This is a genomic window from Paenarthrobacter sp. NPDC089988 (assembly GCF_044748465.1).
Lineage (GTDB): Bacteria > Actinomycetota > Actinomycetes > Actinomycetales > Micrococcaceae > Arthrobacter.
In genome coordinates, this window is record NZ_JBIVGD010000020.1 from 1 (window position 1) to 23,305 (window position 23,305).

At 65.0% G+C, this 23,305-nt stretch carries 19 protein-coding genes; 9 read left to right on the forward strand and 10 right to left on the reverse strand.

The genetic code is table 11. The features are described from left to right. Positions 1-184: 184 nt before the first annotated feature. The 4 genes from ACIPV6_RS19580 to ACIPV6_RS19595 all read right to left on the reverse strand — a co-directional run bounded on the left by ACIPV6_RS19580 (position 185) and on the right by ACIPV6_RS19595 (position 5,701). Complete coding sequence (locus ACIPV6_RS19580; RefSeq protein ID WP_400272487.1) at positions 185-2,356, reverse strand: alpha-galactosidase; 2,172 nt, start codon at positions 2,354-2,356, stop codon at positions 185-187. Between the two features lie 84 nt (positions 2,357-2,440). Then, positions 2,441-3,781 (reverse strand): ABC transporter substrate-binding protein, encoded by a 1,341-nt coding sequence (locus ACIPV6_RS19585; RefSeq protein WP_397326674.1) that lies wholly within the window; start codon positions 3,779-3,781, stop codon positions 2,441-2,443. Between the two features lie 32 nt (positions 3,782-3,813). Further along, positions 3,814-4,728, reverse strand: coding sequence for a carbohydrate ABC transporter permease (locus tag ACIPV6_RS19590; RefSeq protein ID WP_400272488.1), 915 nt, complete (start codon positions 4,726-4,728; stop codon positions 3,814-3,816). 10 nt (positions 4,729-4,738) lie between these two features. Continuing rightward, positions 4,739-5,701 (reverse strand): carbohydrate ABC transporter permease, encoded by a 963-nt coding sequence (locus tag ACIPV6_RS19595; protein WP_400272489.1) that lies wholly within the window; start codon positions 5,699-5,701, stop codon positions 4,739-4,741. A gap of 206 nt (positions 5,702-5,907) precedes the next feature. Here ACIPV6_RS19595 and ACIPV6_RS19600 point away from each other — a divergent pair, with 206 nt between their 5' ends. Both ACIPV6_RS19600 and ACIPV6_RS19605 read left to right on the forward strand, forming a co-directional pair. Beyond that, on the forward strand, positions 5,908-7,107 hold the full coding sequence (locus ACIPV6_RS19600; RefSeq protein WP_400272490.1) for a Gfo/Idh/MocA family protein: 1,200 nt from the start codon (positions 5,908-5,910) through the stop codon (positions 7,105-7,107). Between the two features lie 14 nt (positions 7,108-7,121). Then, positions 7,122-8,141, forward strand: coding sequence for a LacI family DNA-binding transcriptional regulator (locus tag ACIPV6_RS19605; RefSeq protein WP_400272491.1), 1,020 nt, complete (start codon positions 7,122-7,124; stop codon positions 8,139-8,141). A gap of 416 nt (positions 8,142-8,557) precedes the next feature. Here ACIPV6_RS19605 and ACIPV6_RS19610 read toward each other — a convergent pair whose 3' ends face one another. The 4 genes from ACIPV6_RS19610 to acs form a co-directional block, all read right to left on the reverse strand. Continuing rightward, a complete protein-coding gene (locus tag ACIPV6_RS19610; RefSeq protein WP_400272492.1) occupies positions 8,558-9,925 on the reverse strand; it encodes an FtsX-like permease family protein in 1,368 nt (455 codons plus the stop codon). Then, positions 9,918-10,658 (reverse strand): ABC transporter ATP-binding protein, encoded by a 741-nt coding sequence (locus ACIPV6_RS19615; protein ID WP_400272493.1) that lies wholly within the window; start codon positions 10,656-10,658, stop codon positions 9,918-9,920. The genes ACIPV6_RS19610 and ACIPV6_RS19615 overlap by 8 nt, the downstream gene beginning before the upstream one ends. A gap of 142 nt (positions 10,659-10,800) precedes the next feature. After that, positions 10,801-11,598 carry a DeoR/GlpR family DNA-binding transcription regulator gene (locus ACIPV6_RS19620; RefSeq protein ID WP_400272494.1) on the reverse strand — a complete coding sequence of 266 codons (798 nt, stop codon included), beginning with the start codon at positions 11,596-11,598 and terminating at the stop codon, positions 10,801-10,803. Positions 11,599-11,742: 144 nt separating this feature from the next. Beyond that, a complete protein-coding gene (gene acs, locus ACIPV6_RS19625) occupies positions 11,743-13,788 on the reverse strand; it encodes an acetate--CoA ligase (protein ID WP_400272553.1) in 2,046 nt (681 codons plus the stop codon). Positions 13,789-14,257: 469 nt separating this feature from the next. On the opposite strand from acs, the gene ACIPV6_RS19630 reads away from it, so the two are divergent. The 3 genes from ACIPV6_RS19630 to ACIPV6_RS19640 are packed head-to-tail and all read left to right on the forward strand — an operon-like array spanning position 14,258 to position 17,260. Beyond that, entirely contained in the window at positions 14,258-15,781 is a 1,524-nt protein-coding gene (locus ACIPV6_RS19630; protein WP_400272495.1) for a hypothetical protein, read from the forward strand. An 11-nt stretch (positions 15,782-15,792) separates the two neighbouring features. Next, positions 15,793-16,596, forward strand: a complete 804-nt coding sequence (gene nth, locus ACIPV6_RS19635) for an endonuclease III (RefSeq protein WP_400272496.1) — start codon at positions 15,793-15,795, stop codon at positions 16,594-16,596. Continuing rightward, a complete protein-coding gene (locus tag ACIPV6_RS19640) occupies positions 16,583-17,260 on the forward strand; it encodes an NUDIX hydrolase (protein WP_400272497.1) in 678 nt (225 codons plus the stop codon). Before nth ends, ACIPV6_RS19640 begins: the two co-directional genes overlap by 14 nt. Positions 17,261-17,290: 30 nt before the next feature. Here the strand turns inward: ACIPV6_RS19640 and ACIPV6_RS19645 are convergent, their stop codons facing one another. Next, a complete protein-coding gene (locus ACIPV6_RS19645) occupies positions 17,291-17,491 on the reverse strand; it encodes a YegP family protein (RefSeq protein ID WP_400272498.1) in 201 nt (66 codons plus the stop codon). 258 nt (positions 17,492-17,749) lie between these two features. Further along, positions 17,750-19,429, reverse strand: a complete 1,680-nt coding sequence (locus tag ACIPV6_RS19650) for a bifunctional 3'-5' exonuclease/DNA polymerase (RefSeq protein ID WP_400272499.1) — start codon at positions 19,427-19,429, stop codon at positions 17,750-17,752. Between the two features lie 123 nt (positions 19,430-19,552). Here ACIPV6_RS19650 and ssd point away from each other — a divergent pair, with 123 nt between their 5' ends. The 4 genes from ssd to ACIPV6_RS19670 are packed head-to-tail and all read left to right on the forward strand — an operon-like array spanning position 19,553 to position 23,239. After that, entirely contained in the window at positions 19,553-20,656 is a 1,104-nt protein-coding gene (gene ssd / locus ACIPV6_RS19655) for a septum site-determining protein Ssd (protein ID WP_400272500.1), read from the forward strand. Continuing rightward, positions 20,653-21,849 carry a TadA family conjugal transfer-associated ATPase gene (locus ACIPV6_RS19660; protein ID WP_400272501.1) on the forward strand — a complete coding sequence of 399 codons (1,197 nt, stop codon included), beginning with the start codon at positions 20,653-20,655 and terminating at the stop codon, positions 21,847-21,849. Before ssd ends, ACIPV6_RS19660 begins: the two co-directional genes overlap by 4 nt. Continuing rightward, positions 21,846-22,637: a type II secretion system F family protein gene (locus ACIPV6_RS19665; protein WP_400272502.1), complete on the forward strand. Its 792-nt coding sequence runs from the start codon at positions 21,846-21,848 to the stop codon at positions 22,635-22,637. The genes ACIPV6_RS19660 and ACIPV6_RS19665 overlap by 4 nt, the downstream gene beginning before the upstream one ends. After that, on the forward strand, positions 22,637-23,239 hold the full coding sequence (locus tag ACIPV6_RS19670; RefSeq protein ID WP_400272503.1) for a type II secretion system F family protein: 603 nt from the start codon (positions 22,637-22,639) through the stop codon (positions 23,237-23,239). Before ACIPV6_RS19665 ends, ACIPV6_RS19670 begins: the two co-directional genes overlap by 1 nt. The last annotated feature ends 66 nt before the right edge of the window (positions 23,240-23,305 follow it).

Below are 23,305 nucleotides of genomic sequence, written 5' to 3' on the forward strand. Positions count from 1 at the left end.
GACAGAGCGTCAAAATCATGCCGGAGCCGGCAGGCCAGCACACCCATATCCTGCACCAGGAAACAGGCTACGAAAAAGGTAACGAGCGTCCGTCCGAAAGGGCTGTTCGGTGAGAGAGCGTCCGTCCGAAAGGGCTGTTCGGTGAGAGAGCGTCCGTCCGAAAGGGCGATTCGGTGAGAGAGCGTCAGAGGGCGGTCAGGTGGAGAAGGATGGCGTGCTCGGGGTGGAGCACGGGCATCGGCAAGCCGACTTCGCCAAGGAACCGGCCGTTCGCCTCGGCACCGGACGCCAGCCAGGACACCGGCTGGGCCTCGATCACGGTGTGCCCGTAGTCGGCGTCAACTGGCGTGGGGAACAGGAGTTCCACCCGGTAGGTCCGTGACGGATCGAGCCCCGGCAAGGAAACGCGTCCTACCTGCTCCGCGAACGATGTCCGGGTCTTGACCACAGCGAAAAGTGCCGCAGTGGCACCTGCCGGGATGCCGCCGTCGTGTTCTTGCGCAACCACGCCGTGAACCATGAGGGATTCGTCCGGCGCATCCGCGCGGACCGCCAGGCCGCTGTGGATGAGCGCACGGTGTTCCTTGTAGAGCGAGATGAAGCGCTTGAGTTCTTCCCGTTCCGCGCCGGCGACCGAGCGAACGTCCCACTCCATGCCGAAGTGGCCGAAGAACGCCGTGATGGCACGGAACGAAAGGTCGTGTGTACGGGCCGTCGTGTGGGACGTGGACGGACCAATGTGGCCGCCAACCAGTTCAGGCGGGACCACCATGCCCGTCCAGCGTTGGATGGTCTGCCGTTCCAGGGCGTCGTTGCAGTCCGAGGCCCAGACGCGGTCCGTTCGCTCCAGGATTCCCAGGTCCACGCGGGCACCACCGGAGGAGCAGCTTTCAATTTCCACGGAAGGGTGTGCCTCGCGGAGAGCGTCAAACAAGCGGTAAGCGGCAAGCGTCTGCTCATGAACCGAGGCGCGACCGCCATGACCGTGTTCCAACAGGTCCCTGTTCTGGTCCCACTTGAGGTAGCTGATCTTGTTGTCGCGAAGCAGCGCATCGATCCGGCCGAAGACGTACTGCCAGGCTTCCGGGTTGACCAGGTCAATGACATGCTGGTGCCGCCACTCGACGGGCAGCCGGCCACCGTCTTTGTAGGACGAGGCCGACGGCCCCACGATCCACTCGGGGTGGGCCCGGGCGATGTCCGAGTTAATGCTGATCATTTCCGGCTCCACCCAGAGCCCGAATTCCATGCCATGGGCGGTCACGGCATCAATGAGCGGCTTCAAACCGCCAGACCATACGGATTCGTCCACGTACCAGTCGCCAAGCCCGGCGTGGTCGTTCCGGCGCCCGCGGAACCACCCGTCGTCGAGAACGAACCGCTCAACGCCAAGGTCCGCTGCAGACTCGGCCAGTTCGATCAGTGTTTCCAGGTTGTGGTCGAAGTAGACGGCTTCCCACGTGTTGAGGACCACCGGCCGGGGACCGGAAACGTGGTGCGGCCGGGCGCGGAACCAGCTGTAGAACGCTTCGGTGATGCCGTTCAGGCCACGGTCCGAGTAGGCCGCAAACAGTGCCGGTGCCGTGTACGTTTCGCCCGGTTGCAGCAGCACTTCGGCTGGGCCCAGCAGTTCCGAGCCGCCGATCATCGTGCGGCCATCGCCCACGCGGTCTGCGAACTGCTCGTGGTTCCCGCTCCACGCCAAGTGCGTCGCCCAGACCTTGCCGTGCCGGTTGCCGAATCCCGCGGTCCCCGCGGCGAACAGCAGCGAGGAATCATGGCCGGTGCGCCCATGCCGCCCGGTCCGGACCCAGGTGCCCTGCTGGATGGGGTGCCGTTGTGGGTGCCGCTCCCGGCACCAGCGCCCGGTCAGGTCCAAAAGTTCGACGGCGTCCGGCGCCACCGGGAGCACGGTGGCAAGCTCGTCCACCTGGAAAGGCGACGGGCCGTCATTGGTGACCGCATTGCGCAGTTCCAGTAGCCCACCCGGATGCAAGGTGAGGGTGCTCGTAACGGTGATGCCGGCGTCGGGATCTGACTGGACGATGGTCGCTGTGCAGCCGTCCGCCGTCGCGCTCACCACGCGGAGCCGAACCGAGAAGTCGAAGCCGGGCATGCCGTCCGTGACGCGATGCCCGCGGAGACCTGGCCGCCCCTGCCACGATGACGACGCCTGCGGCACAAGCCCGGCCGGAACGTTGGCGTCCGCGGACGACGGCGGAATGGGCTCGTTCAGGATGGCTAGGTCCGGGAGCGTCTCGCCTAGATCGGCTCCCCAGTGGGAAATCTCAGCTTCGCCGCGGTGGGCGCTGATGACCAGGCTGGTGCCGGCGGAACGAAGGTGGAGCGGTTGCATGCGTGGGGTCTCTTTTCGAAAGATGTGTGGCCTGCTCTGCGCGCTAAACCGAAGGTAAAGCGCGCAGAGCAGGCCCAGCAAGGGTTACTTGAAGAGGTTGTTGACCTGGGTATTGGCTTCGGTCAGCGAAGAGGCGGGCTTCTTGCCGGAGAGCACTGCGTCCATGGCGGGCTTCATGATGCCGTCCACCTTGGCGGCCTTGTCCGCGATCGGGAAGAGGAACGTGGTGCCGTCCTTCACATGCGTGGTGAAGGCGGAAACGTCGGTGCCCTTGGCCTTGAAGGCTTCTGCGGCCTTGTCGGAGGAGCTGCTGATGGCCGGGAAGACCACAGCCTTGCTGGCCACCACATCCTGGCAGGCCGTGGAGCCGAGGTATTCCACCCACTTGACGCTCGCGGCCGGGTTCTTGGTGCCGGCCCACACGGAGTCCGCCAGGCCGTTGAACATGGAGGCGCGCTTGCCGTCGGTGCCCTTGGGGGTCGGAGCGATGGCCGTCTCGATGCCCTTGTACGTCTTGTACTGGCCGATCAGCCAGTCGCCGTTGGAGTTGATGGCGGCTTTGCCGGCGCCGAAGCTGTCCGGCATGCTCGCCCCGACGGTGGTTTCAAGCTTGGGCATGTATCCCTTGTCGATGAGTCCGGCCCACCAGGCGATGGTTTCCTGGAATCGGGGATCGTCGTAGTTGAATTTGCTGCCCCACGGGTTCTTGTCCGTGGCGGTCCAGCCGGTGGTTGCCGTGAGGAAGCTCCACTCCGTTTGTCCTTGGCCGGATCCGCTGCCGGTCAGGCCGAGGCCGTAGGTGGCGACGTTGTTCTTGTCGAAGCCTGCCTCGTCGCCGCGCTTGCCGTTCTTGTCCACGGTCAGGCGTGCGATGGCCTTCTCGTAGCTGCCGCCATCCTTCGGGTTCCAGTCCAGGTTGGCCATCTGCTCCGCTGTGATCCCGGCGGCATCGGTCATGGCCTTGTTGTAGAACAGCCCAACCGTGTCCCAGTCCTTGGGCAGTCCGTAGCGCTTGCCGTCCTGGCCAACCCAGAGCTCGGGGAGGCCCTTGGTGTACTGATCGAGCTTGATGCCGTCCTTCTCCACGGCCTCATCCAAGGAGAGCAACTGCTTCTTGGCTGCGAACTCGGGGTACTTGGACAAGTGGTTGGTGAAGACGTCCGGAGCGGTTCCGGCCACGAAGCCGTTGGTCAGCGTGGTCCAGTAGTCGTCCCAACCGCGCTGGGTGATCTTCACCTTGATGTCCGGGTTGGCCTTGGTGAAGTCGTCGGCACACTGCTGGTAGGCGGGAAGCTGGTTGGCGTCCCACAGCCAGTAGTTGATTTCGCCTTTTGCCTCGGAGGATCCTGCGCTGGAACCACCGCAAGCGGACAGGGTGAGGGCTATGGCCGCGGCAGCAGCGGCGACGCCGAGGGTTTTCTTCATGGTGGACCTTTCAGGGTTCTTGAGTGGGGGAGTTACTTGATTCCGGAGAATCCGATGGAGTTCACAACCTTCTTGCCGAAGGCGATGAAGAGGATGAAGATCGGCAGGGCAGCCACGAGGGTTCCGGCCATGAGCCCGGACCAGTCCAGGGCGCCTTGCGGGGATTGGGACTTGAAGACGCTCAGGCCGACGGTGAGCACGCGTACGCTTTCGTCCTGGCCAACCAGCAGGGGCCAGAAGTATTCGTTCCACTGACCGATAAAGGTGAGCAACGCCAGGGTGGCGATGGGGGCTGCGGCGTTGGGAAGCACAATCTGGAAGAAGATCCTCAGGTGCTTGGCGCCGTCGAGCATTGCCGCCTCCTCGACTTCGCGGGACATGCCCAGGAAGAACTGGCGCAAGAAGAAGATGGCAAAGGGGGTCATGAACAAGAACGGAAGCGTCATGCCGGCCATGGTGTTGAGCAGGCCGAGGTTCTTGATCATGAGGAAGTTGGGCAGCGCCGTGAAGATCGGCGGGACCATCATGGTGGTCAGGAACAGGCCGAACACTTTGTTCCGGCCGGGCCAGCGGAGCCTCGCGAAAGCGTAGGCGGCCATCGCGCTGAAGAACACCTGGCCGACGGTGGTGACGGTGGCGAAGATGATGGAGTTGCGCAGGTAGAGCCAGAAGTTGATGGCGGCTCCGGAGCCACCCTCAGCGATCGCCTCCTCGGTGCTCTGGAGGCCGAGAACCCGCTTGAAGGCACCCCAGCTGAAGTCGGCCGGCAGGAGGTTGCCTGCGTTGGAGGCCAGGGCACTGTTGCTGGACAGTGCCGTGCGGAGCATCCAGAGGAACGGGGCAATGGTCACGGCGAGGGCGACGGCGACCAGCACCCACGCGCCTATGCGGCGCCAATTGACGGGCTTCTTGCGGGACGTTTCGCGGCGAAGGGCTGAAGTGGTCATGGGGGATTCCTTAGTCCAGATCCGATTCGTTGCCCTTGAGGAACTTCATCTGCAAGAAGGCCACGATGGCGAGAATGACGAACAGGATCACGGAGAGGGCGGAGGCGTAGCCAAAGTCGGACTCGCCGAAGGCCTTTTGGTAGATGTACATCTGGATCACACGGGATGCGTTGACGGGGCCGCCGTTGGTGGTGACGGCAACGGTGTCGAAGACCTGGAAGGAGCCGATCACGGTGACGACGAGGACCAGGACCAGCACCGGGCGCAGCAGGGGCAGGGTGACGCTCCAGAAAGTCCTGGTGGGCGACGCGCCGTCGAGGTTTGCCACTTCGTAGAGATTGTTCGGGATGGCCTGCAGGCCGGCAAAAATCAGCAGAGCGGTGTATCCCATATGCCGCCACACGTTGACGAAAGCGATGGTTGGAATGGCCCACTGTTCGCTGCCGAAGAAGGCGACGCGGGGGAGCCCCACCCAGCTCATGACTTCGTTGACGATGCCCAGCTGGTAGTCGAGCATCCAGAACCAGAGGAGCGCGACAATCACGTTGGCCACCAGGAACGGCAGCAGCAGGGCGCCGCGGATGAAGGTGGATTTGGCGACCCGGTGCATCAGGAGGGCCAAGCCCAGGGCGATCACCGTCTGGAATCCAATGTTGAGGACGACGTACTGAAGCGTCACTCCCATGGCGTTCCAGAAGAGTTCGTCGCCGAAGATCGCGGTGTAGTTCTTGATCCCGATCCAGGTGGGTTCGCCGAGGATGCTGTACTCGGTGAAGCTCAGGTAGATACCCCGGATGGTGGGAATCAGGAAGAACGCCACGAAGCCGACGACGGCCGGGAGGATGAAGAAGATTGCGATCCTCAGGTCTCCCAGGCGGCTTGCCAGGCTGCGTTTGACGGGTGCGCTCTTGGGCCCTTGGCTGCGCCGAGAGCGCTCTGATGCGCTGCCCGGCTGCTTGGTTAGCGTGGTCATCGTCGACTCTTTTCTAGCTGTGATGTGGGTTACAACAGACTCAGAATCTACACGAGTAGATTTGGGCTTGGCAAGACCTGCTTGGTGAAAAATGTTTGTTTTTGTTCGATGTATTGACTCGTGTAGATTTCACTGCCAGACTCTTACGCAGTCCCGTGAGGGCCATCACAGCCGCTGCCCCAGGGCAGCTCCAAGAAAGGCAAACAATGACGTTTTCGATCGGTGTCCTGGGCGCAGGCCAGTTCGGCAGCCAGTTCGCGCACCTTTTCAAGCTGCACCCGGGGGTCTCCGAGGTGTACGCGGTGGATGAGCTGCCCGAGCGCGCAGCTGCCGCGCAGGAGCGTTGGGGCCTGGACGGCGTGATGGCCTCCTTCGAGGAACTGCTGGAGTCCGACGTCGATGCTGTCGCCATCTTCACGCAGCGCTGGACCCACGGTCCGCTGGTCGAGCGTGCCCTCCGCGCAGGAAAGCACGTCTACTCGGCAGTCCCCATGGCGATTTCCGAGGAGGAAATCGGGCGCATCATCGAAGCAGTCCGCGAGACCAAACTCGTATACATGATGGGTGAGACCAGCCACTACAACCCGGCCACCGTCTTCGCCCGGCAGCAGCAGGAAGCTGGCAAGTTCGGCCGGATCTTCTACACCGAGGGCGATTACGTCCATGACATGGACCTTGGGTTCTACGACGCCTACCAATACAGCGGGGGAGAGCGCTGGAAGGAAACCGCCAGCTACCCGCCCATGCTGTACCCGACGCACGCCATTGGCGGTGTCCTGGGCGCAGTGCCGGGGCATGCTGTCAGTGTCAGCTGCATCGGCGTCAAGGACCAGCGGAACGATGGCGTCTTCGACAAGGACGTCAGCATGTTCGGCAACGACTTCTCGAATGCGACGGCACTGTTCGAAATGAACGACGGCGGTGCGATGCGCACCAATGAGATGCGGCGCGTGGGATACCCGTCCCACATCCGCGAATCCCGTTTCCGTTTCTTCGGTACCGAGGCCAGCTTCGAGCAACTCGCCACTACTACGGTGTGGCAGGACAAGTCTTCTGTGCACGATGTGTCAGACCAGGTGGAAACAAAGCCCACCATGTCGGCGGACGACCCATCCCTGGCGGACGTTGCCCCGGAACTGCGGGATGCTTTCATCTCAGGCCTGGCCCCGGTCCACGACCACGCACGTTTGCCGCAGGAATTCCTGGGGGCTCCGAACGGCCATGAAGGCAGTCACCAATTCCTCGTGGACGACTTCGTCACTGCCGTCAACAAGAACGAACTCCCTCCCGTCAACGCGTGGGTTGCTGCCCGCTACACCCTGCCGGGAATCGTTGCACACGAGTCCGCGCTGCGTGGCGGCGAACGCCTGCCGATCCGCGACTTCGGCGATGCCCCTGCGTTGTAGCTAGCATTTACCCCATGACCACTTCAGCTGTACAAACCCCGCGCGGACCGGTGACCCGCAAGGACGTTGCCCGGTACGCCGGGGTGAGTACCGCCGTCGTGAGTTATGTGGTGAACGGTGGGCCCAAGAACGTGGCCCCCGCCACGGAAGCCAAGGTTCGCGACGCCATCCGGATCCTCGGGTACCGGCCCAACGCCGCCGCTCGTGCCCTAAAGCTGGGCTCCAGCGAAACCGTGGGTGTTATTGTCCCGGACAACACCAACCCGTTCTTCTCGCTCCTGGCGCACGCTGTGGAGGAAGCTGCTGCGGCGCTGGGTTTCGGGATGGTGCTGGCCAACTCCGACGGAAGCCTGGCCAAGGAACGCCAGAACATCCGGAACCTTGCCGCGCGTCAGGTGGACGGGGTGTTCCTGGCCAGCTGCGTCTTCGATCCCGACCTGACGGATCTTCAAGCCTCTGAGATCCCGTCCGTGCTGCTCAACAACGCAGGTTCACCGCCGGGATTCACCAGCGTGGGCGTGGACCTCGAGGCCGGCGGGCGTGTTGCCGTGGAACACCTGATCGGCCACGGACACACCAGCATCGGCTTGGCCATTGGCACCAACACCGGCAACCAACTGGACGGTCGCGAGGTGGGCTGGCTCGGAGCACTGCGCGACGCCGGGCTCCCGGATGGTCCAATGCTGCACAGTCCGTTCAGCCGGGCCGGCGGTTACGAGGTTGGCAAGCGGTTCCTGGCCATGGCCAGCCGGCCCACTGCGATCTTCGCGAGCAATGACATGCAGGCCATCGGGATCCTGCGGGCACTCCACGAGGCCGGGGTCAAGGTCCCGGAGGAGATGGCGCTCGTGTCCTTCGATGGTTCCATCGATTCCGAATACACCTGGCCTGCCCTGACCACCGTGGCCCAGCCGGTCAACGCGATGGCCGAGGCTGCCGTCCAAGCGCTGGTAGGGGAGGGCCGCGGTGGGGATCGCGTGCACAGCATCCTGCCCACGGACTTGATAGTGCGCCAGTCCTGCGGTTGCCCCTAGGACGCTCTCTCACCGAATCGTCCGTTTCCCGCGACCCTCTCTCACCGAATCGGACGCTCTCTCACCGAATCGCTCGTTTACCCGTGACGCTCGATCACCGAATCGCCCGTTTTCCCCTGACGCTCGATCACCTAATTGCCCCTTTTGGTGGAACGCTCGCTCACTTCCCACCGCAGTCGTGGTGAGAGAGCGATTGGGAAATTGGGTGGTTTAGTGAGAGAGGGTCGCCGGGATTGGGTGGTTTGGTGAGAGAGCGATTGGGAAATTGGGTGGTTTGGTGAGAGAGGGTCGCCGGGATTGGGTGGTTTGGTGAGAGAGCGATTGGGAAATTGGGTGGTTTGGTGGGAGAGGGTCGCCGGGATTGGGTGGTTTGGTGAGAGAGGGTCGCCGGGATTGGGTGGTTTGGTGGGAGAGGGTCAGGAGTCCATGCTCGCGTAGCGCTCGGGGCGGGCGAGAACCTGGCTGATTTGGGCCGTTCCGGCCGCCACGGCCAGCCGAACCAGGAGGAACCCGGCAGCGAACACTGCACCAATGGTCAGGAACACCACAGGCTGCGTCAACAGGACCATCCCGGTCAAAGGAAGCACCAACGCCGCCGCCGCAGCAGCGGAAATCCCGGCGACCAGGAACAACGGTGACATCACTGCCCTGACTCGCGCAGACACCATGAGTTTCCGGGGCATTCCCACACGGTCCAAGGCAACGAGCGTTGACGCCCGGTCGAGTACTGCGGCGGCCTGGTTCACGCCTGCCGAGCACGCAACCATGAGGAACGAACCCAGCAGCGTGATCATGACTCCGGTGTTGATATCACGCACCAACAGCGCGGTTTCATCACCCGCACTTCCACCCATCGTGTCCGCTACCGCCATGCCCACTCCGACGAACACGCCCACAAAACTGGTCATCGCGACGCCCCCAACTTGCCGCCACGATTCCTTCGGGCTTTCCAAAACCGTCCGCGCGGCCAAGAGCTGTTCCGGCCGCCGCGCCCGTTTCAGTTGCGCGGATGCCATCAAGCGCAGGATCCACGGCCCCATCAGGTTCAGCGCCAGCAGTGCCATGCCGAAGCAGCCGCCCATCACGGCAATGATCACAATGAACGCACCGAAACTGCTCAGCATCCCCATGGCCACCACTCCGACCACCACCACCAAAGCTGCCACCAGCCCGCGGACCCAGTGCGCGCCGTCGGCCGTTCGCCGGGTCCGGACACCGAGAGGGGTGACCACAACTTTCCGAAGCCCCAGCGCTGCGCTCACGGCAGCGAGGACGCAGACGGAGAGGATGCAGCACAAAATGGCGGGCAGCGGCAACCAGGCGTAGGAACCGATGGCATGTCCCCGGAACTGGATCAGCCCAAGGAACGGCGCCACGCACGCGTAGAGCCCCGCACCTGCCATGGCGCCGATTGCCGCAAGGACCGTGGACTCGATGACTGTCATCCAAACGACTGTTGCGCTGTTGGCGCCCAGGAGGCGCAGGGAGGCCAGGCGGTCATCACGACGGCGGGCGGCGAGTCGGGCGGCCGAGGCGCCGAGCGTCAACAACGGGACCACCAGGAGCACCATCGCGACGACGGCCAACGCTTGGTAGGTGCCGGCGATCGAGTCATTCCATGACCAGAAAACCTGCGAACCGCCAGCCACTGTGAGCAGCAACGCGGTGACAGTGCCGAAGGCCAGGACGGGAAGTCCTGCGTCGCGAAGGCCCGATTCCCGGAAGCCTCCGCTGCTGCGGGCCACGTAGGGAGTCAGCCGGATGGCCATGGTGAGGCTAGACATTGAAGGCTCCCTTGAAGTTGATGGGAGCAGCAGGAGAGGGCGCTGCCGGCCCGGCGCTGTCCGCCACGATCCGGCCGTCCCGGAGTTCAACGATCCTGCCGCACCGGGCAGCCACGTTGGGATCGTGGGTCACCACCAGGAGCGTTCTTCCGTTGGCGGCGACCGAGCGCAGCAAGACATCGAGGACCTCTCCGGATGTTGCCGAATCCAGGGCGCCAGTCGGTTCGTCGGCGAAGACCACCCTGGCGCCCGTGACCTGTGCCCGGGCGATCGCGACCCGTTGGACCTGCCCTCCAGAGAGCTCGCCGAGGCGCCGCTGCTCCATGCCGGCCAGGCCCAAAGCCCCAAGCCATTCGGCAGCGCGGGTCTCAGAGGTCCTGCGGTCCGTTCCATTGAGCATGAGAGCCAGCGCAACGTTCTCAACGGCCGTCAGTTCCGGCAGGAGCATCCCCTGCTGGAACGCGAAACCGAATTCCACGCGGCGTAGCTTCGACAACGCGCCGTCGCTGAGGGAATCCAGGCGCAGCGGCGCCGAGGGGGTCTGCAAGGTGACCGAACCGGCGTCGGGCCTCAAAATCCCGGCGAGGCAGTGCAGGAGGGTGGTCTTGCCCGAACCCGACGGACCGATGATCGCAATGGATTCACCGGGCCGCGCCGTGAAGTCGACGTGGTCCAGGGCGACGCTTCCGGGGTAATGCTTGGTGAGTTGCTGGGCGTGGAGGATGGCGTTCATACATCCAGCATGTCCAAGGCGCGGGGGCGCAGGCGTCAACCCGGTGGCTGAACTGTGCGGGACCACCTCCACCCGCGGTATGAGACCCAACTGGGGGACAGCAAACGGCGCATTGGGCCTTCAATGGAGCGTTATGTGTCCCCTACTTGGGCTCAGCCCCAGCGATCCGCAGCTTCGCGACGTTCTCTTCCAGGACGCCCCTCGCGTCCTCACCCAACAACGAATCCGTGACGAGCTCATCGGCCTCGTCCAGCCCGGCGATCGAGGCAATCCCTACTACCCCCCACTTGCTGTGATCGGCAAGGACCACAGTGCTGCGGGCCGAGGCCATGAACGCCCGGTTGGTTTCGGCTTCCAGCAGATTGGGGGTGGTGAATCCCGCTTGGGCATCCATGCCGTGGACGCCAAGGAACAGGGCATCCAGGTGCAGTTGCTTGAGCGATGAGGTGGCGATCGGACCCACCAAGGCATCCGACGGTGTGCGCTCACCGCCGATCAGGATCACGGTGGATCCAAAACGTCCCGGCCCCGAGGACGAGCCATGATGAAACAGGTCCGCAATGCGCACAGAGTTGGTCACCACGGTGATCCGCGGCCCGTGGACGAGTTCCTGCGCCAATGCCCACGTGGTGGTGCCGGCGCTGAGGCCAATCGCCATGCCTTCCTGTACCAACGAGGCCGCCTCAACGGCGATTGCGTGCTTCTCCACGGTCAGCTGCGTGGATTTGAGCTCGAAACCGGGCTCGTGGGTGCTGGCATCTCCAGGTAGCTTGGCGCCGCCATGGATGCGCTCAACACGGCCGATTTCCTCCAGCGCCTCGATGTCCCGCCGCACGGTCATGGGGGAGACCCCCAGCAATTGGGCGAGGTCCGAGACGCGCACCACGCGCTCACGCTGGACGGCGTCGATGATGGCGGAATGGCGTGCTGCCTGGAGCATCAGGACCTTTCTGGAGAGCCTCGTCTGGGGTGGGTCTGGCTACAGTCTAGGGCGCACGGGCGTCCGGCAACGGAATAAACGACGACGGCGCCGCTCACCACCGCGGGTGGGCGACGCCGTCGGGCGCTGTTTGGAAGCCGGACGCTACTTGCGGAGCGATTCGGCGATCTGGGTCATGATCGAGGGGTCGGCCAGGGTGGTGGCGTCGCCGGTGTCGCGGCCTTCTGCGATGTCCTTGAGGAGGCGGCGGACGATCTTGCCCGAGCGGGTCTTCGGCAGTTCCGGGACGATCAGGAGTTGCTTGGGCTTGGCGATCGGGCCGATTTCCTTGCCCACGTGGTTGCGCAGTTCCAGCACGGTTTCGTCGCCGTTGTTGATGGCGTCGCCGCGGAGGATGACGAACGCGACGACGGCTTGGCCGGTTGTTTCGTCCGCGGCGCCGACGACGGCTGCTTCGGCGACGGCCGGGTGCGAGACGAGCGCGGATTCGATTTCGGTGGTGGAAAGGCGGTGGCCGGAGACGTTCATGACGTCATCCACGCGGCCCAGGAGCCAAACGTCGCCGTCTTCGTCTTTCTTGGCTCCGTCGCCGGCGAAGTACATGCCCTCGAACCGGGACCAGTAGGTGTCCTTGAACCGTTCCGGGTCGCCCCAGATGCCGCGGAGCATGGAGGGCCACGGTTCGCGGACCACGAGGTAGCCGCCTTCGCCGTTGGCCACGGACTCGCCGGCCTCGTCCACCACGTCCACGGCGATGCCGGGTAGCGGAACCTGCGCGGAACCGGGCTTGGTGGCGGTGACGCCGGGCAGCGGGGCGATCATCTGCGCGCCGGTCTCGGTCTGCCACCAGGTGTCCACGATCGGGGCGGGGTTCTTCTTCGTTTCGCCGTTCTTCCCGGCGTTGCCGCCGATGACCTCGCGGTACCACATCCAGGCTTCGGGGTTGATGGGTTCGCCCACGGAGCCCAGGACGCGGATGGAGGACAGATCGTACTTGCCCGGGATTTCCCTACCCCACTTCATGAACGTCCGGATGGCGGTGGGGGCGGTGTAGAGGATGGAGACCTTGTACTTCTCCACGATTTCCCACCAGCGGCCTTGGTGCGGGGAGTCCGGGGTGCCTTCGTACATGACCTGGGTGGCGCCGTTGACCAGCGGCGCGTAGGTGACGTACGAGTGGCCGGTGACCCAGCCGACGTCGGCAGTGCACCAGTACACATCCGTTTCCGGGTGGAGGTCGAACACGGATTTGTGCGTGTACGCGGCCTGGGTGAGGTACCCGCCGGTGGTGTGCAGGATGCCCTTGGGCTTACCCGTGGTGCCGGAGGTGTAGAGGATGAACAGCGGGTGTTCGGAATCATGCCCGACGGCGGTGTGCTCGGTCCCAGCGGTGCCCACGGTGTCGTCCCACCACAGGTCCCGGCCCTCGACCCAGTTGACGCCCTCGCCGTTGCGCTTGACCACGACCACGTTTTGGACCGTGTGCCCTTCTTTGGAGAGGGCCTCGTCCACGGCGGGCTTGAGCGGGGAGGGCTTCCCGCGGCGGTAGGTGCCGTCAGCGGTGACGACGAGCTTGGCTTCGGCGTCCTCGATCCGGGACCGCAACGCGTCCGCGGAGAACCCGCCGAACACCACCGAATGCACGGCACCGATCCGGGCACAGGCCAGGAGGGTGATCACGGCTTCGGGGATCATGGGCAGGTACACGGCCACCCGGTCGCCCTTGGCCACACCGAGCGCCTCGAACGCGTTCGCTGCTTTCTTCACCTCTTCGGTGAGCTCAGCGTAGGTGTACGTACGGGTGTCTCCGGGTTCGCCCTCGAAGTAGATCGCTACCCGGTCGCCCAGACCGTTCTCCACATGCCGGTCCAACGCGTTGTATGCGGCGTTGACCTCGCCGCCAACGAACCACTTGGCGAACGGCGGGTTGGACCAATCCAACGCCTCCGTGAAGTCCTTGTCCCAGGACAGCAACTCACGGGCCTGCTTCGCCCAAAACGCAGGCCGGTCCGCGTCGGCCAAGGCGTACTCGTCAGCCGCTACCACTGCATCCGCGGCGAACTCAGCCGACGGCGCAAATTTACGGTTCTCATGAAGGAGGTTTTCAAGGGCCTCGACATGTGGTGCCTGTCCGCTTCCAGCAGTCGTCGCTGCAGCGGTGGCCGTGGATCCGTTGGTGTCCTGGGACATGGTGAACCTCATCATTCATCGATCTTTGCTGCGCAGACACGGCCTCACGGTCCGCGCACGGGCCGGGTTCCGGCGTCGTGCTTGGTCCCGCGACCGTGCCGCAGTGCTGTCCGTCCCCAACACTATCGCTTCGGGAGGTCCTACGTGTGCGTGGTCACAAAGCCGCCAGTGAGCGGTACGGATTTGGCGCCGAATGGCGCCTCTGCCGCTGGGGAACCGCTTACATGACGACGACGGCGGCAGCCGCTTTCGTCGTCGGGCGTCACAGTCTCCCCTGGCTGTCTGTAAGGCACCTTGGAGTTAGCTGAGGGCGAAGCCGAACGGCCGGTTTCAGCTAGAAGACTGTCTGTGGGGTGGCATAGGCTGATTAAGTCTTGGGGACGCCCAGAGGCGTGTCAGGTTGTGCCGCAGGATGCTGCGGATGGCCGGTCCGGACTGTCCAAGACGACGCCGCACGAAGGAGATAGAGATGAACCAGCTGAGACCAGGCCCTAACGAATCGCAGACAGCGGGACCGGACACCAAGGCTGGAACTGCCACCCCATCAGGCAACCAAAGTGCTTCCGGCGCCACCGCCAAGTTCGACGCCGTGCTGGGTCCCTTTACGGTTCGCGACCTGACCGTTTTCGGTTCAGTACTTTTGATGTTCGTCGCTTCGCTGCTGCCGATGTTCGGCGGGCGTTACAACCTCTGGAACCTGGGTAACCTTTTCTTCCTTCTCTTGGGAATCCTCCTGCCGTTGGTTGTGGCGGCTTTGTTCGTAGCGCGCCGCCTGCAGCCCGGAACCATCGTCCGGGTGGGCTCGCTCTCGATTGACCAGTTCGCCTCCGTTACGGCTGCGTTCTCCCTTCCCCTGTTCTTCCTGACGATTGCCGATTCCTTCAACGGCGGGGTGTTGTTGGGATTGATTGGCTCCCTCGGCCTCCTTGCCGCAACGGTTTTGGGTCCCCATCTGCCGTTCCTCTCGGCAGACTTCAAGGGCCGCGCCGAGGTTCCGGCCCATCTCGTGGCCCGCCCGGCCGCCGTGCCCACCCGCAAGCCGTCGGCACCCAAGGAACCGAAGCCGGCCAAGGAAGGAAAGTCTTCCCCCGGGTTCTCCATCCCAGGGTTGCGTGGTTCCGCGCCGAAGCAGCCTGGTGAGGCTTCCGGCGTCGTGCATTCGGCGGACTCGGGCGGGCAGGCGTCCGCCCCGGGTTCCTACGGCGCCACTGCTCCTTACAGCGGCCAGTCGCCATATAACGGTCAGGCGCCGCACAACGGCCAGCCGCCGCACGGTGTCGGTGCGCCAGTGTCCCCGGGCGTGGCCGCCGCAGGTGCCGCCACGGCTGGAGCGCCTCAGCCGGCTGGCCAGGCCCAGCAGCCGGGCCCGGCCGCATCGGGTTCGCCCGCAACCCAGGCTTCGCCCGCCGCTCCCGGGAGTGGAGCAGGGCAGCCGGCCCAGCCAGGGACCGGTGCGCAGCAGGGTACGGCCCCCCAAGCCGTGGCCCAGCAGAGTGCGGCAGCCCCTCCCGCGACCGACGCCCAGCAGGGCGTCGGAGCCCAGCCCGAAAAGTCCGTGTCCGCACAGGAAGCTGCAACCACGCAGCACGCCGCGCAAGCTCCGGCGGCCCAGCAAGCCCCGGCACAGCAGGCCCAACCGACTGAAGCCCAGTCGCCTGCCCAGCAGCCTTCCGGCGAGCGTTCGTGGGCTGCCACCATGGCAACGCCGATCGTCTCATCGGACACCCGGGCGGTGACCGACTCCATCGGCGCGACGGTTGACCCCGCAAGCCGTCCCGAGGAATCGCACGATGCTCCGCACTACGAGGCCTTCTGGTTTGCCGTAGGCCAGCCCCGGACAGCGTTTGATGAGCGGACAGGCGCCCCCGCGTTCGTGATCGAGCCCGGCGGATGGGTCCTGGCGCTGGAAGACCGCGGCCACGAATTCCTGGTGCAGGACACCGACGGCAAGGTTGGGGTCCTGCGGGAGCTCAGCAACATCGAACGCGGCTAGGACAGGACACCGTGGCCATCACCGCAGCTGGTTCACCGCTCGCCGTCAAACGACGGGCGCGCAGGATCAACAAGGTCCTCGCGGAGAAGTACCCGTACGCGCACGCGGAGCTGGATTTTCGCAATCCTTTCGAACTGGTGGTGGCCACGGTCCTGTCCGCCCAAACCACCGATGTCCTGGTCAACCAAGTCACCAAGGTTCTCTTTGCACGGTACCCGGACGCCCGGGCCTTGTCCGAGGCAGACCCCACGGAACTGGAAGCCATCCTGCAACCCACGGGATTCTTCCGTGCAAAGGCCCGAAACGTGCTTGCCCTCAGCACGCGGCTGGTGGATGAGTTCGACGGTCAGGTGCCGGGCCGGCTCGAGGACCTGGTGACCTTGCCCGGCGTCGGACGCAAGACGGCCAATGTGGTCCTCGGCAATGCCTTCGGCGTCCCGGGCATCACCGTGGACACCCACTTCGGCAGGCTGGCGCGCCGCTTCGGATGGACGGAATCGGACGATCCCGTCAAGATCGAATTCGACGTAGCCGAACTGTTCGAACCACGGGATTGGACCATGTTGTCCCATCGGGTGGTCTTTCATGGCCGCAGGATCTGCCATGCCAAGAAGCCCGCATGCGGAGCGTGCCCGGTCGCCAGCCTCTGCCCAAGCTATGGCGATGGCGAGACGGACCCGGTCAAGGCCGCCAAACTGCTCAAGTACGAGCTCGCACCCGGCGCTGAAGCGTTGCTCGAGCGATTGCTCGCAGAGACCCACCGCGCGGCCGAGATCCGCATGGAATCACAAAGGAGGCCTGTTGACGGCGTTTGAGGACCTGTCCGCCCTGGTGGCCCGGTATGAATCGGGTGACGGAGGGACCTCCGAGCATTGGACCAAGCTGCCAGTCAGCGAGGAGACCAACAGGGCTGCGGCAGTGCTGATGCTTTTCGGCAAGCTGGACAACATCCCGGCCGAGTCGGATCGCCCTATTGCGCCTGCGGACCTGGACGTGCTCCTCCTTGAACGTGCCCACACCCTGGATGACCACCCCGGCCAGGTGGCCTTTCCCGGTGGCAGCGTCGATCCCGAGGACGAAACAGTGGTAGCCGCGGCGTTGCGCGAAGCTGTCGAAGAGACGGGCCTGGATGTCGACGGAGTCCGAGTCCTGGGCGTGATCCGGGAATTGGGGCTTATCCGCAGCAACTTCCGGGTGACGCCCGTGGTGGCCTGGTGGGATGCCCCGTCGCCGGTCCGCGTGGTGGATTATGCCGAATCGGCCCAGGTTTTCCGTGTTCCGGTGCGGGACCTGCTGGATCCGGTCAACCGGGTTACGGCCACCATCAGCCGCTTCGGTCGAACGTACACCAGCCCCGGCTTCACTGTGAACGGACTCCTGGTCTGGGGTTTCACGGGAATGGTGCTGAGCGGCCTCTTCGATGAACTCGGCTGGACTGTCCCATGGGACGAAGGCAAGTTCCACGACGTCGACCTCTAAACGCCCTGTCCCGCCGCAGCGGGTGGGCTGTCAGGCTGCCTGTCGTGCCGCCGTCGAACGGTCAACAATCAGGCCGGTGGCCGCGTTCTCACGGACCGCATTGATACCGTCCACCACGCCCTTGAGATGCTTGAACGTGGGCGATTCGGCTACCACTGTTCCGTCGGCCGCGGTGAGGCGGAACCGGTAAGCGTCGTCGCTGTCCTTGAGAATTTCAAACCTGCCAGCCATCGTTGCTGCCCCCTCGTCAATGCGTCATTGCATGCGTCGCGTGTGCGCTTGTGTTGTGCGCCACACAAAGACCGTATCCAGAAGGAGGAGCGAATTAAAGTTACTTCCGGGTACCCGTCACGGAACGGTCATTCTCCATCACAAAGCGCTATGTGACTGGTCGGAAGGCCCGCCGAAAGCTAGTGTGCCGGGGCGTATTCGGCCCGGAGTCCATGGAGACAGTTTCCCGCCGTGCGGCACGGGCGGACAAGCGTGCAGCTACTTCGCCTTGTCGTAGGAATCGACGACGGCAACGCTCACCGGAAACTCCACGGGTATGCGCCCGAACATGAGTTCCTTGGCGGCGTTCGCCGACTCCTGGATCGCCATGACGCAGGCGTCCACGGCCTCATCCGGGGCATGGACCATGACTTCGTCGTGCAGGAAGAAGACGAGTTCCCCTGACGGTAACCCCTCGGCTCGCAAGGCGCGCAGCCGGCGTCGTAATTCTGCCAGCCAGCAGGCAGCCCATTCCGCTGCCGATCCCTGGACTACGAAGTTTCGCGTGAAGCGGCCCCGCGAGCGCGCCAAATTGTCTGCGCGCCGCTGCTCCTCGGCCGTGGTGGATTGCTGGCTCCGCAGCCAGCCCACTGACGGCGCCGGGCTGCTCCTTCCCAGCCTGGTGGTGACCGTGCGTCCGGCCTCGCCCTCGCGGGCGGCCTGCTCTACGAAGCCCACGGCGCGGGGATAGGTGCGCGCCAACTGCGGCATCAGCCTCCCGGACTCACCGGTAGTGGCGCCGTAGATTGCACCTAGCAGCGCCACCTTTGCCTTCTGGCGGTCACCACCGAAACCCTGGGCGGCAATACCGGCGTACAGGTCCTTGTCGCGGGCCGCTTCAGCCATCTTCGTGTCCTGGGCCAGGGCCACCAGGACCCGTGGCTCAAGTTGGGATGCATCGGCGACAATCAGCTTGTGCCCTGGGTCCGCATGGACCGCTGCCCGGATGTTCCTTGGGATCTGGAGGGCGCCGCCACCACGCGAGGCCCATCGTCCGGACACCACGCCGCCCACTACATATTCGGGATGGAAACGGCCTCCGCGAACCCAGGCGTCCAACCATGCCCAGCCATTCGCGGTGTGCAGGCGGGAGAGCTTCTTGTAGGCGAGCAGCGGCGGGATGGCTGGATGGTTTGATTGCTGGAGCTCCCACTGGCGGGTGCTCTTGACCTCGATGCCGTTGCGGTGCAAGGCGCGCATGAGGTCCTGCGGCGAATCCGGATTCAGAGTTGGGGAATTCAGGATCTGGCGCAATTCGTTGCACAGCGACTCAAGCGCACGTGGCCTGTGGCCAAGGCGTGGCCGGGGGCCCAGGACGTCCTGCAGAATCTGTTCGTGCAGCTCTTCGCGCCACGGGACACCCGCGAACTGCATCTCCACGGCGATGATTCCGCACGCCGATTCGGCGGCCAGCAGGAGCTGCAACCGCTGCTTCTCCGGCCCATCTACTTCCGCGACAGCTGCCTGCTGCGCCGCGAACTCTGCGCGGAGCTCCGCCAGCCCGGCGCCGGCCGGAGCGACGTCGTCGAAGAGAGCGTGCTGCTCCACGGGCCGGGGCGGCGGGAGCAACGTCCGGGGCGGCGCGGTGTCATCGTCCTGGATGAGTTTCTCCGCGTTCCTGGCGAATTCGGTGTGGGCTGTGATCGCTGAGTTCGCCAGGATGGCACCGCACAGGGACAGGTCATGGCAGCGGTCTACCTCCACGCCCTCGGCCAACAGCTCCGGATACCAATCCTGTGCGCGGTTCCAGACCCAGCGGGGCCGCTGGCTTTCGAGTTCACGCACGACGCCGGGCAACTCACCGCGGCTGACCAGGCGCGGGTCGGCTGTGGGCTTCCCGGAAGGGGAGATTCTTTGTATGGCTGCGCCGTCCTGGTGGGCGGCGAGCAGCAAATACATGCTCTCCATTCTGCCGTGTCCTGCGGTCCCACTGTTCCTCCACAGACCTGGCCCTCCTGGTGTTGTCCACATGGGGGTGGTTCCCGCTTACGCGCCGTTGCCGCCGACCACCAGAGTGGCTTCATGGGCAAGCGACAAAGAGCGCAGGGGCAGGCAGGCAATCAGGAGACACCAGCATGGACTCCGGAAAACAGCGCGGACATCCTGCTGGTCACGGCCGATGGGTACCTCCAGGACGAAGCCCGCCGGATCGTCGCGGCCTCGGGCGGAACGCTGCATCTCGCCGAGGGCATGGAAGAGGCAATGCACGGGTGGGACACGGCTGATGTTGTCCTGGTGGGCAGCGACGTCCGGGAGCTTCCACCACGGCGCCGAGCCCCGGCGGTGCTCCTGGGCCGGGCCGCCGAGGGCGACGCGCTGTGGCAACTCGCAGCTGCCCTCGGAGCCGAACGCGTCGCAGTGCTGCCGGGAGCCGCTTCGTGGCTGGCTGAACACCTGAGCCTGGCCGTCGCACCGGACCCCGGTGGTACGGTCCTTGGCATCGTGGGCGGCCACGGAGGTGCGGGGGCCACCACCACCGCCATCTGGTTGGCCCAGGCCGCTGCCGGACTCGGAACCAGCACGCTTCTGATCGATGGCGATCCGTGGGGTGGCGGCTTGGAACTGGCGATCACGGATCAGGATCTTCCCGGGCTGCGGTGGCCCGACTTCACGGCAACGCGGGGGAGCATCGATCCGAACCAGTTCCGTGAGTCCCTTCCGGTTGCCGGCGGTTTCACTTTCCTGTCCTGGCCCGGTGCCCGGGATGCGGTTCCGCCGCCGGACACCGCCTCGGTTGCTGCAGTCCTGGATGCCGCCCGCCGGGGTTTTGAACTGGTGGTGGTGGACATCGGCCGGAGCCTGGAAGCCCTCAGATCGTTTGCCTGGGACTGCGACAAGATGTTCCTGCTCACCACGCCGCACCTTAAGTCCGCCGTGGCCGCTTCACGGACGCTCAATGAGTTGGCGCCGGGGGATACTGCATTGCTGGTCAGGGGGGGTAGCGCTCCTTCGGTTGATGCCCAGGTGATTGCCGATTCCTTAGGTCTTTCGCTCGCCGGGACGGTCCCTGCCCTCCGCGGAGTAGCGGGCGCCACGGAGCTTGGTCGCTTGCTGGACATGGGTCAACGGCGGCCAGTAGCCCGGTTCGCTGAAGCCCTCCTGGACATGGACGGAGTGCACCCGTGAACAGCCAGGCGTTCAACGGAGGCCGAAGGAGACAACAGCGACGACTCGACTCCGTGCTCCTTGAAACGGTCAGGGAGTCCGTCTTGGCAGGCAACGGCCCCGTGACGCCCTCCACCGTGGCTGCGGCGGTCCAAGCCAGCGGCAAACTGCTCGGAGCGGCAGGCGCGCTCGAGGCGGCAGAGTCCATCAATGCAGAACTCAACGGACTGGGCCCTCTGCAGCACCTGGCCCAGGATCCAGGCGTCACGGACATCTTCGTCAACGCTCCCGGAGATGTATGGCTGGACAGGGGAAACGGGTTGGAACGCTCATCCGTCCGGTTCGATGCTGAACAGCAGGTCAGGTCCTTGGCCGCGCGGCTGGTAGCCGCCGGGGGACGCCGCCTGGATGATGGTTCCCCGTGCGTCGATGTCCGGCTCAAAGGTGGTTACCGGGTCCATGCCGTGCTCCCACCCATCTCCACAGCCGGAACGCTGCTGTCCATACGCATCCGACGGGAGGAAACCTTCGGCCTCCAAGAGCTGCGGCACAGCGGAATGTTCTCCGAACAGATGGAAGGCGTGCTGCGGGCCATCGTGGCCCGACGGCTCAGTTTCCTGGTCAGCGGGGCCACTGGATCCGGCAAGACGACTCTCTTGTCCACGCTGTTGGGCCTGAGCCACCCGTCCGAACGCCTCGTGCTGATAGAGGACGCGGCAGAACTGAACCCGGTCCACCCCCACGTGGTCACCCTCGAGTCCCGCCACGGGAACCTCGAAGGCGGAGGCGCACTGGATCTCGGCGAACTGGTACGCCAAGCACTGCGCATGCGGCCCGACCGCCTGATTGTCGGAGAATGCCGGGGCGCCGAAGTCCGGGAATTGCTGACGGCGCTGAACACCGGACACACGGGCGGTGGGGGAACCATCCACGCCAACACTGCGGAAGCTGTACCCGCTCGCTTGGTGGCCCTTGGGGCGCTCGCCGGGCTGAATCCTGAAGCCGTTCGGTTGCAGGTTGCCAGCGCGCTTGACGTGGTGATTCACGTTGAACGGACCAGTGCCGGCCGCAGGGTTGCTTCGATCGGAGTGCTCGTAGACGCTGCTGGGTTGCAGAGAGTCCTCCCGGCCCTGACGTGGCATCCCGGCGGGCTGGAACGGGGGCCCGGCTGGCCGTCGCTGGCCGTCAAACTTGGTTTCAGCGAGGACGAATGACCATGGTGCTGTTCCTTATTCTCGCCGTGGCCGCATGGCTGCAGCTGCGTGGGCCGCGGTCGGCCTTCCGTAGGGTCCTTGGGCCTGTTTCCACGCCAGGCGTGCCCGCCCGCCGCCTCCGGGGCATCCCCTTTGCACTGGTGGCCAGGCGCCCACCCCCGGCCCGGCCGGTATCCATGGTGGTTCTGGTCCAGCAGCTTGCCGCACTGTTGCGTGGCGGCCGTGGACCGTCACAGCTGTGGGAGGAGTTGTGGCAGGTGCACCATTCCGCACGCCGGATGGACAACCACGGACAGGTGGCGGGTTCCCTGCGGCCAGCGGCCATCTCCGAAGAAGCTTTGAGGGTCCTTGCTGCAGCCAGGGCAGCATCGGCAGTGGGAAGCTCGACGGCGGACGCCATCCGAAGGGCGGTTGCCACGGCCTATGCACCCCGCGGCAACGTCGAGCGCCGCATCTGGGTGGAGTTGGCCGCCTGCCTGGATGTGGCGGAGATCAGCGGGTGCCCCCTGGCCGACCTTCTGGCACGCTTTGCGGCGCAACTGGAGGCCGAAGAGGATGCCGAAGCAGCCCGTCAGACGGCGCTGGCCGGGCCCAAGGCCACGGTCCGTCTGCTGTCCTGGCTACCGGTTTTTGGCCTGGTACTCGGTATGGCCCTGGGCGTTGATCCACTCGGCATTCTGCTGGGCAACATCCTGGGCATGGGAACCCTGGCTGCCGGCCTGCTACTGACGGTGGCCGGCCGGGTGTGGTCGTCCCGGCTGGTGGCGGCCGCCGCGGGAGGTCCGTGATGCCCGGGTTCCTTCTGGTGGGAGTCCTTGTTGTGGCGGCACTGCTTGCGTTCCACGGCCGTGGCCGAAGCCGGGCAGAGGCCACGTCCCGGCTCGTGCTCCGTCGGGATCCTGACGGCCCGCTTTCACCTGGGGACATTCGGACCAGCTCTTCGGTGACCAGGGACGATGGACTCACCGACGTGGCCATGATGCTGGAGTTGGTCGCTTCCATGCTGGACGCAGGTGCAGGTATCGGGCGGGCCCTTGAACTCATCGCGGCCAGCTCCGCGCCCACGATCAGTGCTTCGCTGAAACCGGTGGTGGCAGCTTTGTCCATTGGCGCGGACTGGGAAACAGCGTGGCAGGTGCCGGTGCAGCCCTCCGCGGATGTCGAACGGCTTCGCGACGCGCTGGCATTTGCTGCACTGACCGGCGCACCGTCGGCGTCAATCCTTTATGCGCAGGCCGCCCGGGAACGGCGGGAGCAATTCCGCGCTGCCGAGAAACGTGCTGCCGCCTTGGGGGTGAAACTGGTTGTCCCTTTGGGCCTGTGCTCCCTGCCGGCCTTTATTTGCCTGGGAATCGTTCCCGTACTCATCGCCATGCTCCCGCCGGGCTGAGCCCAAGCACTTGTCCTCCACACCGTCCGTCGGTCCGGGGTTATCCACTTGCGGCGATCGGATACT

What these genes read in the sequence shown, in the direction of transcription:
- ACIPV6_RS19665 (WP_400272502.1), top strand. Translation starts at nt 21,846, where the DNA reads ATGACCATGGTGCTGTTCCTTATTCTCGCCGTGGCCGCATGGCTGCAG.
- ACIPV6_RS19670 (WP_400272503.1), top strand. Translation starts at nt 22,637, where the DNA reads ATGCCCGGGTTCCTTCTGGTGGGAGTCCTTGTTGTGGCGGCACTGCTT.
- ACIPV6_RS19615 (WP_400272493.1), bottom strand. Translation starts at nt 10,658, where the DNA reads ATGAACGCCATCCTCCACGCCCAGCAACTCACCAAGCATTACCCCGGA.
- ACIPV6_RS19585 (WP_397326674.1), bottom strand. Translation starts at nt 3,781, where the DNA reads ATGAAGAAAACCCTCGGCGTCGCCGCTGCTGCCGCGGCCATAGCCCTC.
- acs (WP_400272553.1), bottom strand. Translation starts at nt 13,788, where the DNA reads ATGTCCCAGGACACCAACGGATCCACGGCCACCGCTGCAGCGACGACT.
- ACIPV6_RS19650 (WP_400272499.1), bottom strand. Translation starts at nt 19,429, where the DNA reads ATGTATTTGCTGCTCGCCGCCCACCAGGACGGCGCAGCCATACAAAGA.
- ACIPV6_RS19590 (WP_400272488.1), bottom strand. Translation starts at nt 4,728, where the DNA reads ATGACCACTTCAGCCCTTCGCCGCGAAACGTCCCGCAAGAAGCCCGTC.
- ACIPV6_RS19630 (WP_400272495.1), top strand. Translation starts at nt 14,258, where the DNA reads ATGAACCAGCTGAGACCAGGCCCTAACGAATCGCAGACAGCGGGACCG.
- ACIPV6_RS19610 (WP_400272492.1), bottom strand. Translation starts at nt 9,925, where the DNA reads ATGTCTAGCCTCACCATGGCCATCCGGCTGACTCCCTACGTGGCCCGC.
- ACIPV6_RS19620 (WP_400272494.1), bottom strand. Translation starts at nt 11,598, where the DNA reads ATGCTCCAGGCAGCACGCCATTCCGCCATCATCGACGCCGTCCAGCGT.
- ACIPV6_RS19595 (WP_400272489.1), bottom strand. Translation starts at nt 5,701, where the DNA reads ATGACCACGCTAACCAAGCAGCCGGGCAGCGCATCAGAGCGCTCTCGG.
- ACIPV6_RS19600 (WP_400272490.1), top strand. Translation starts at nt 5,908, where the DNA reads ATGACGTTTTCGATCGGTGTCCTGGGCGCAGGCCAGTTCGGCAGCCAG.
- ACIPV6_RS19605 (WP_400272491.1), top strand. Translation starts at nt 7,122, where the DNA reads ATGACCACTTCAGCTGTACAAACCCCGCGCGGACCGGTGACCCGCAAG.
- ACIPV6_RS19645 (WP_400272498.1), bottom strand. Translation starts at nt 17,491, where the DNA reads ATGGCTGGCAGGTTTGAAATTCTCAAGGACAGCGACGACGCTTACCGG.
- ssd (WP_400272500.1), top strand. Translation starts at nt 19,553, where the DNA reads ATGGGCAAGCGACAAAGAGCGCAGGGGCAGGCAGGCAATCAGGAGACA.
- ACIPV6_RS19580 (WP_400272487.1), bottom strand. Translation starts at nt 2,356, where the DNA reads ATGCAACCGCTCCACCTTCGTTCCGCCGGCACCAGCCTGGTCATCAGC.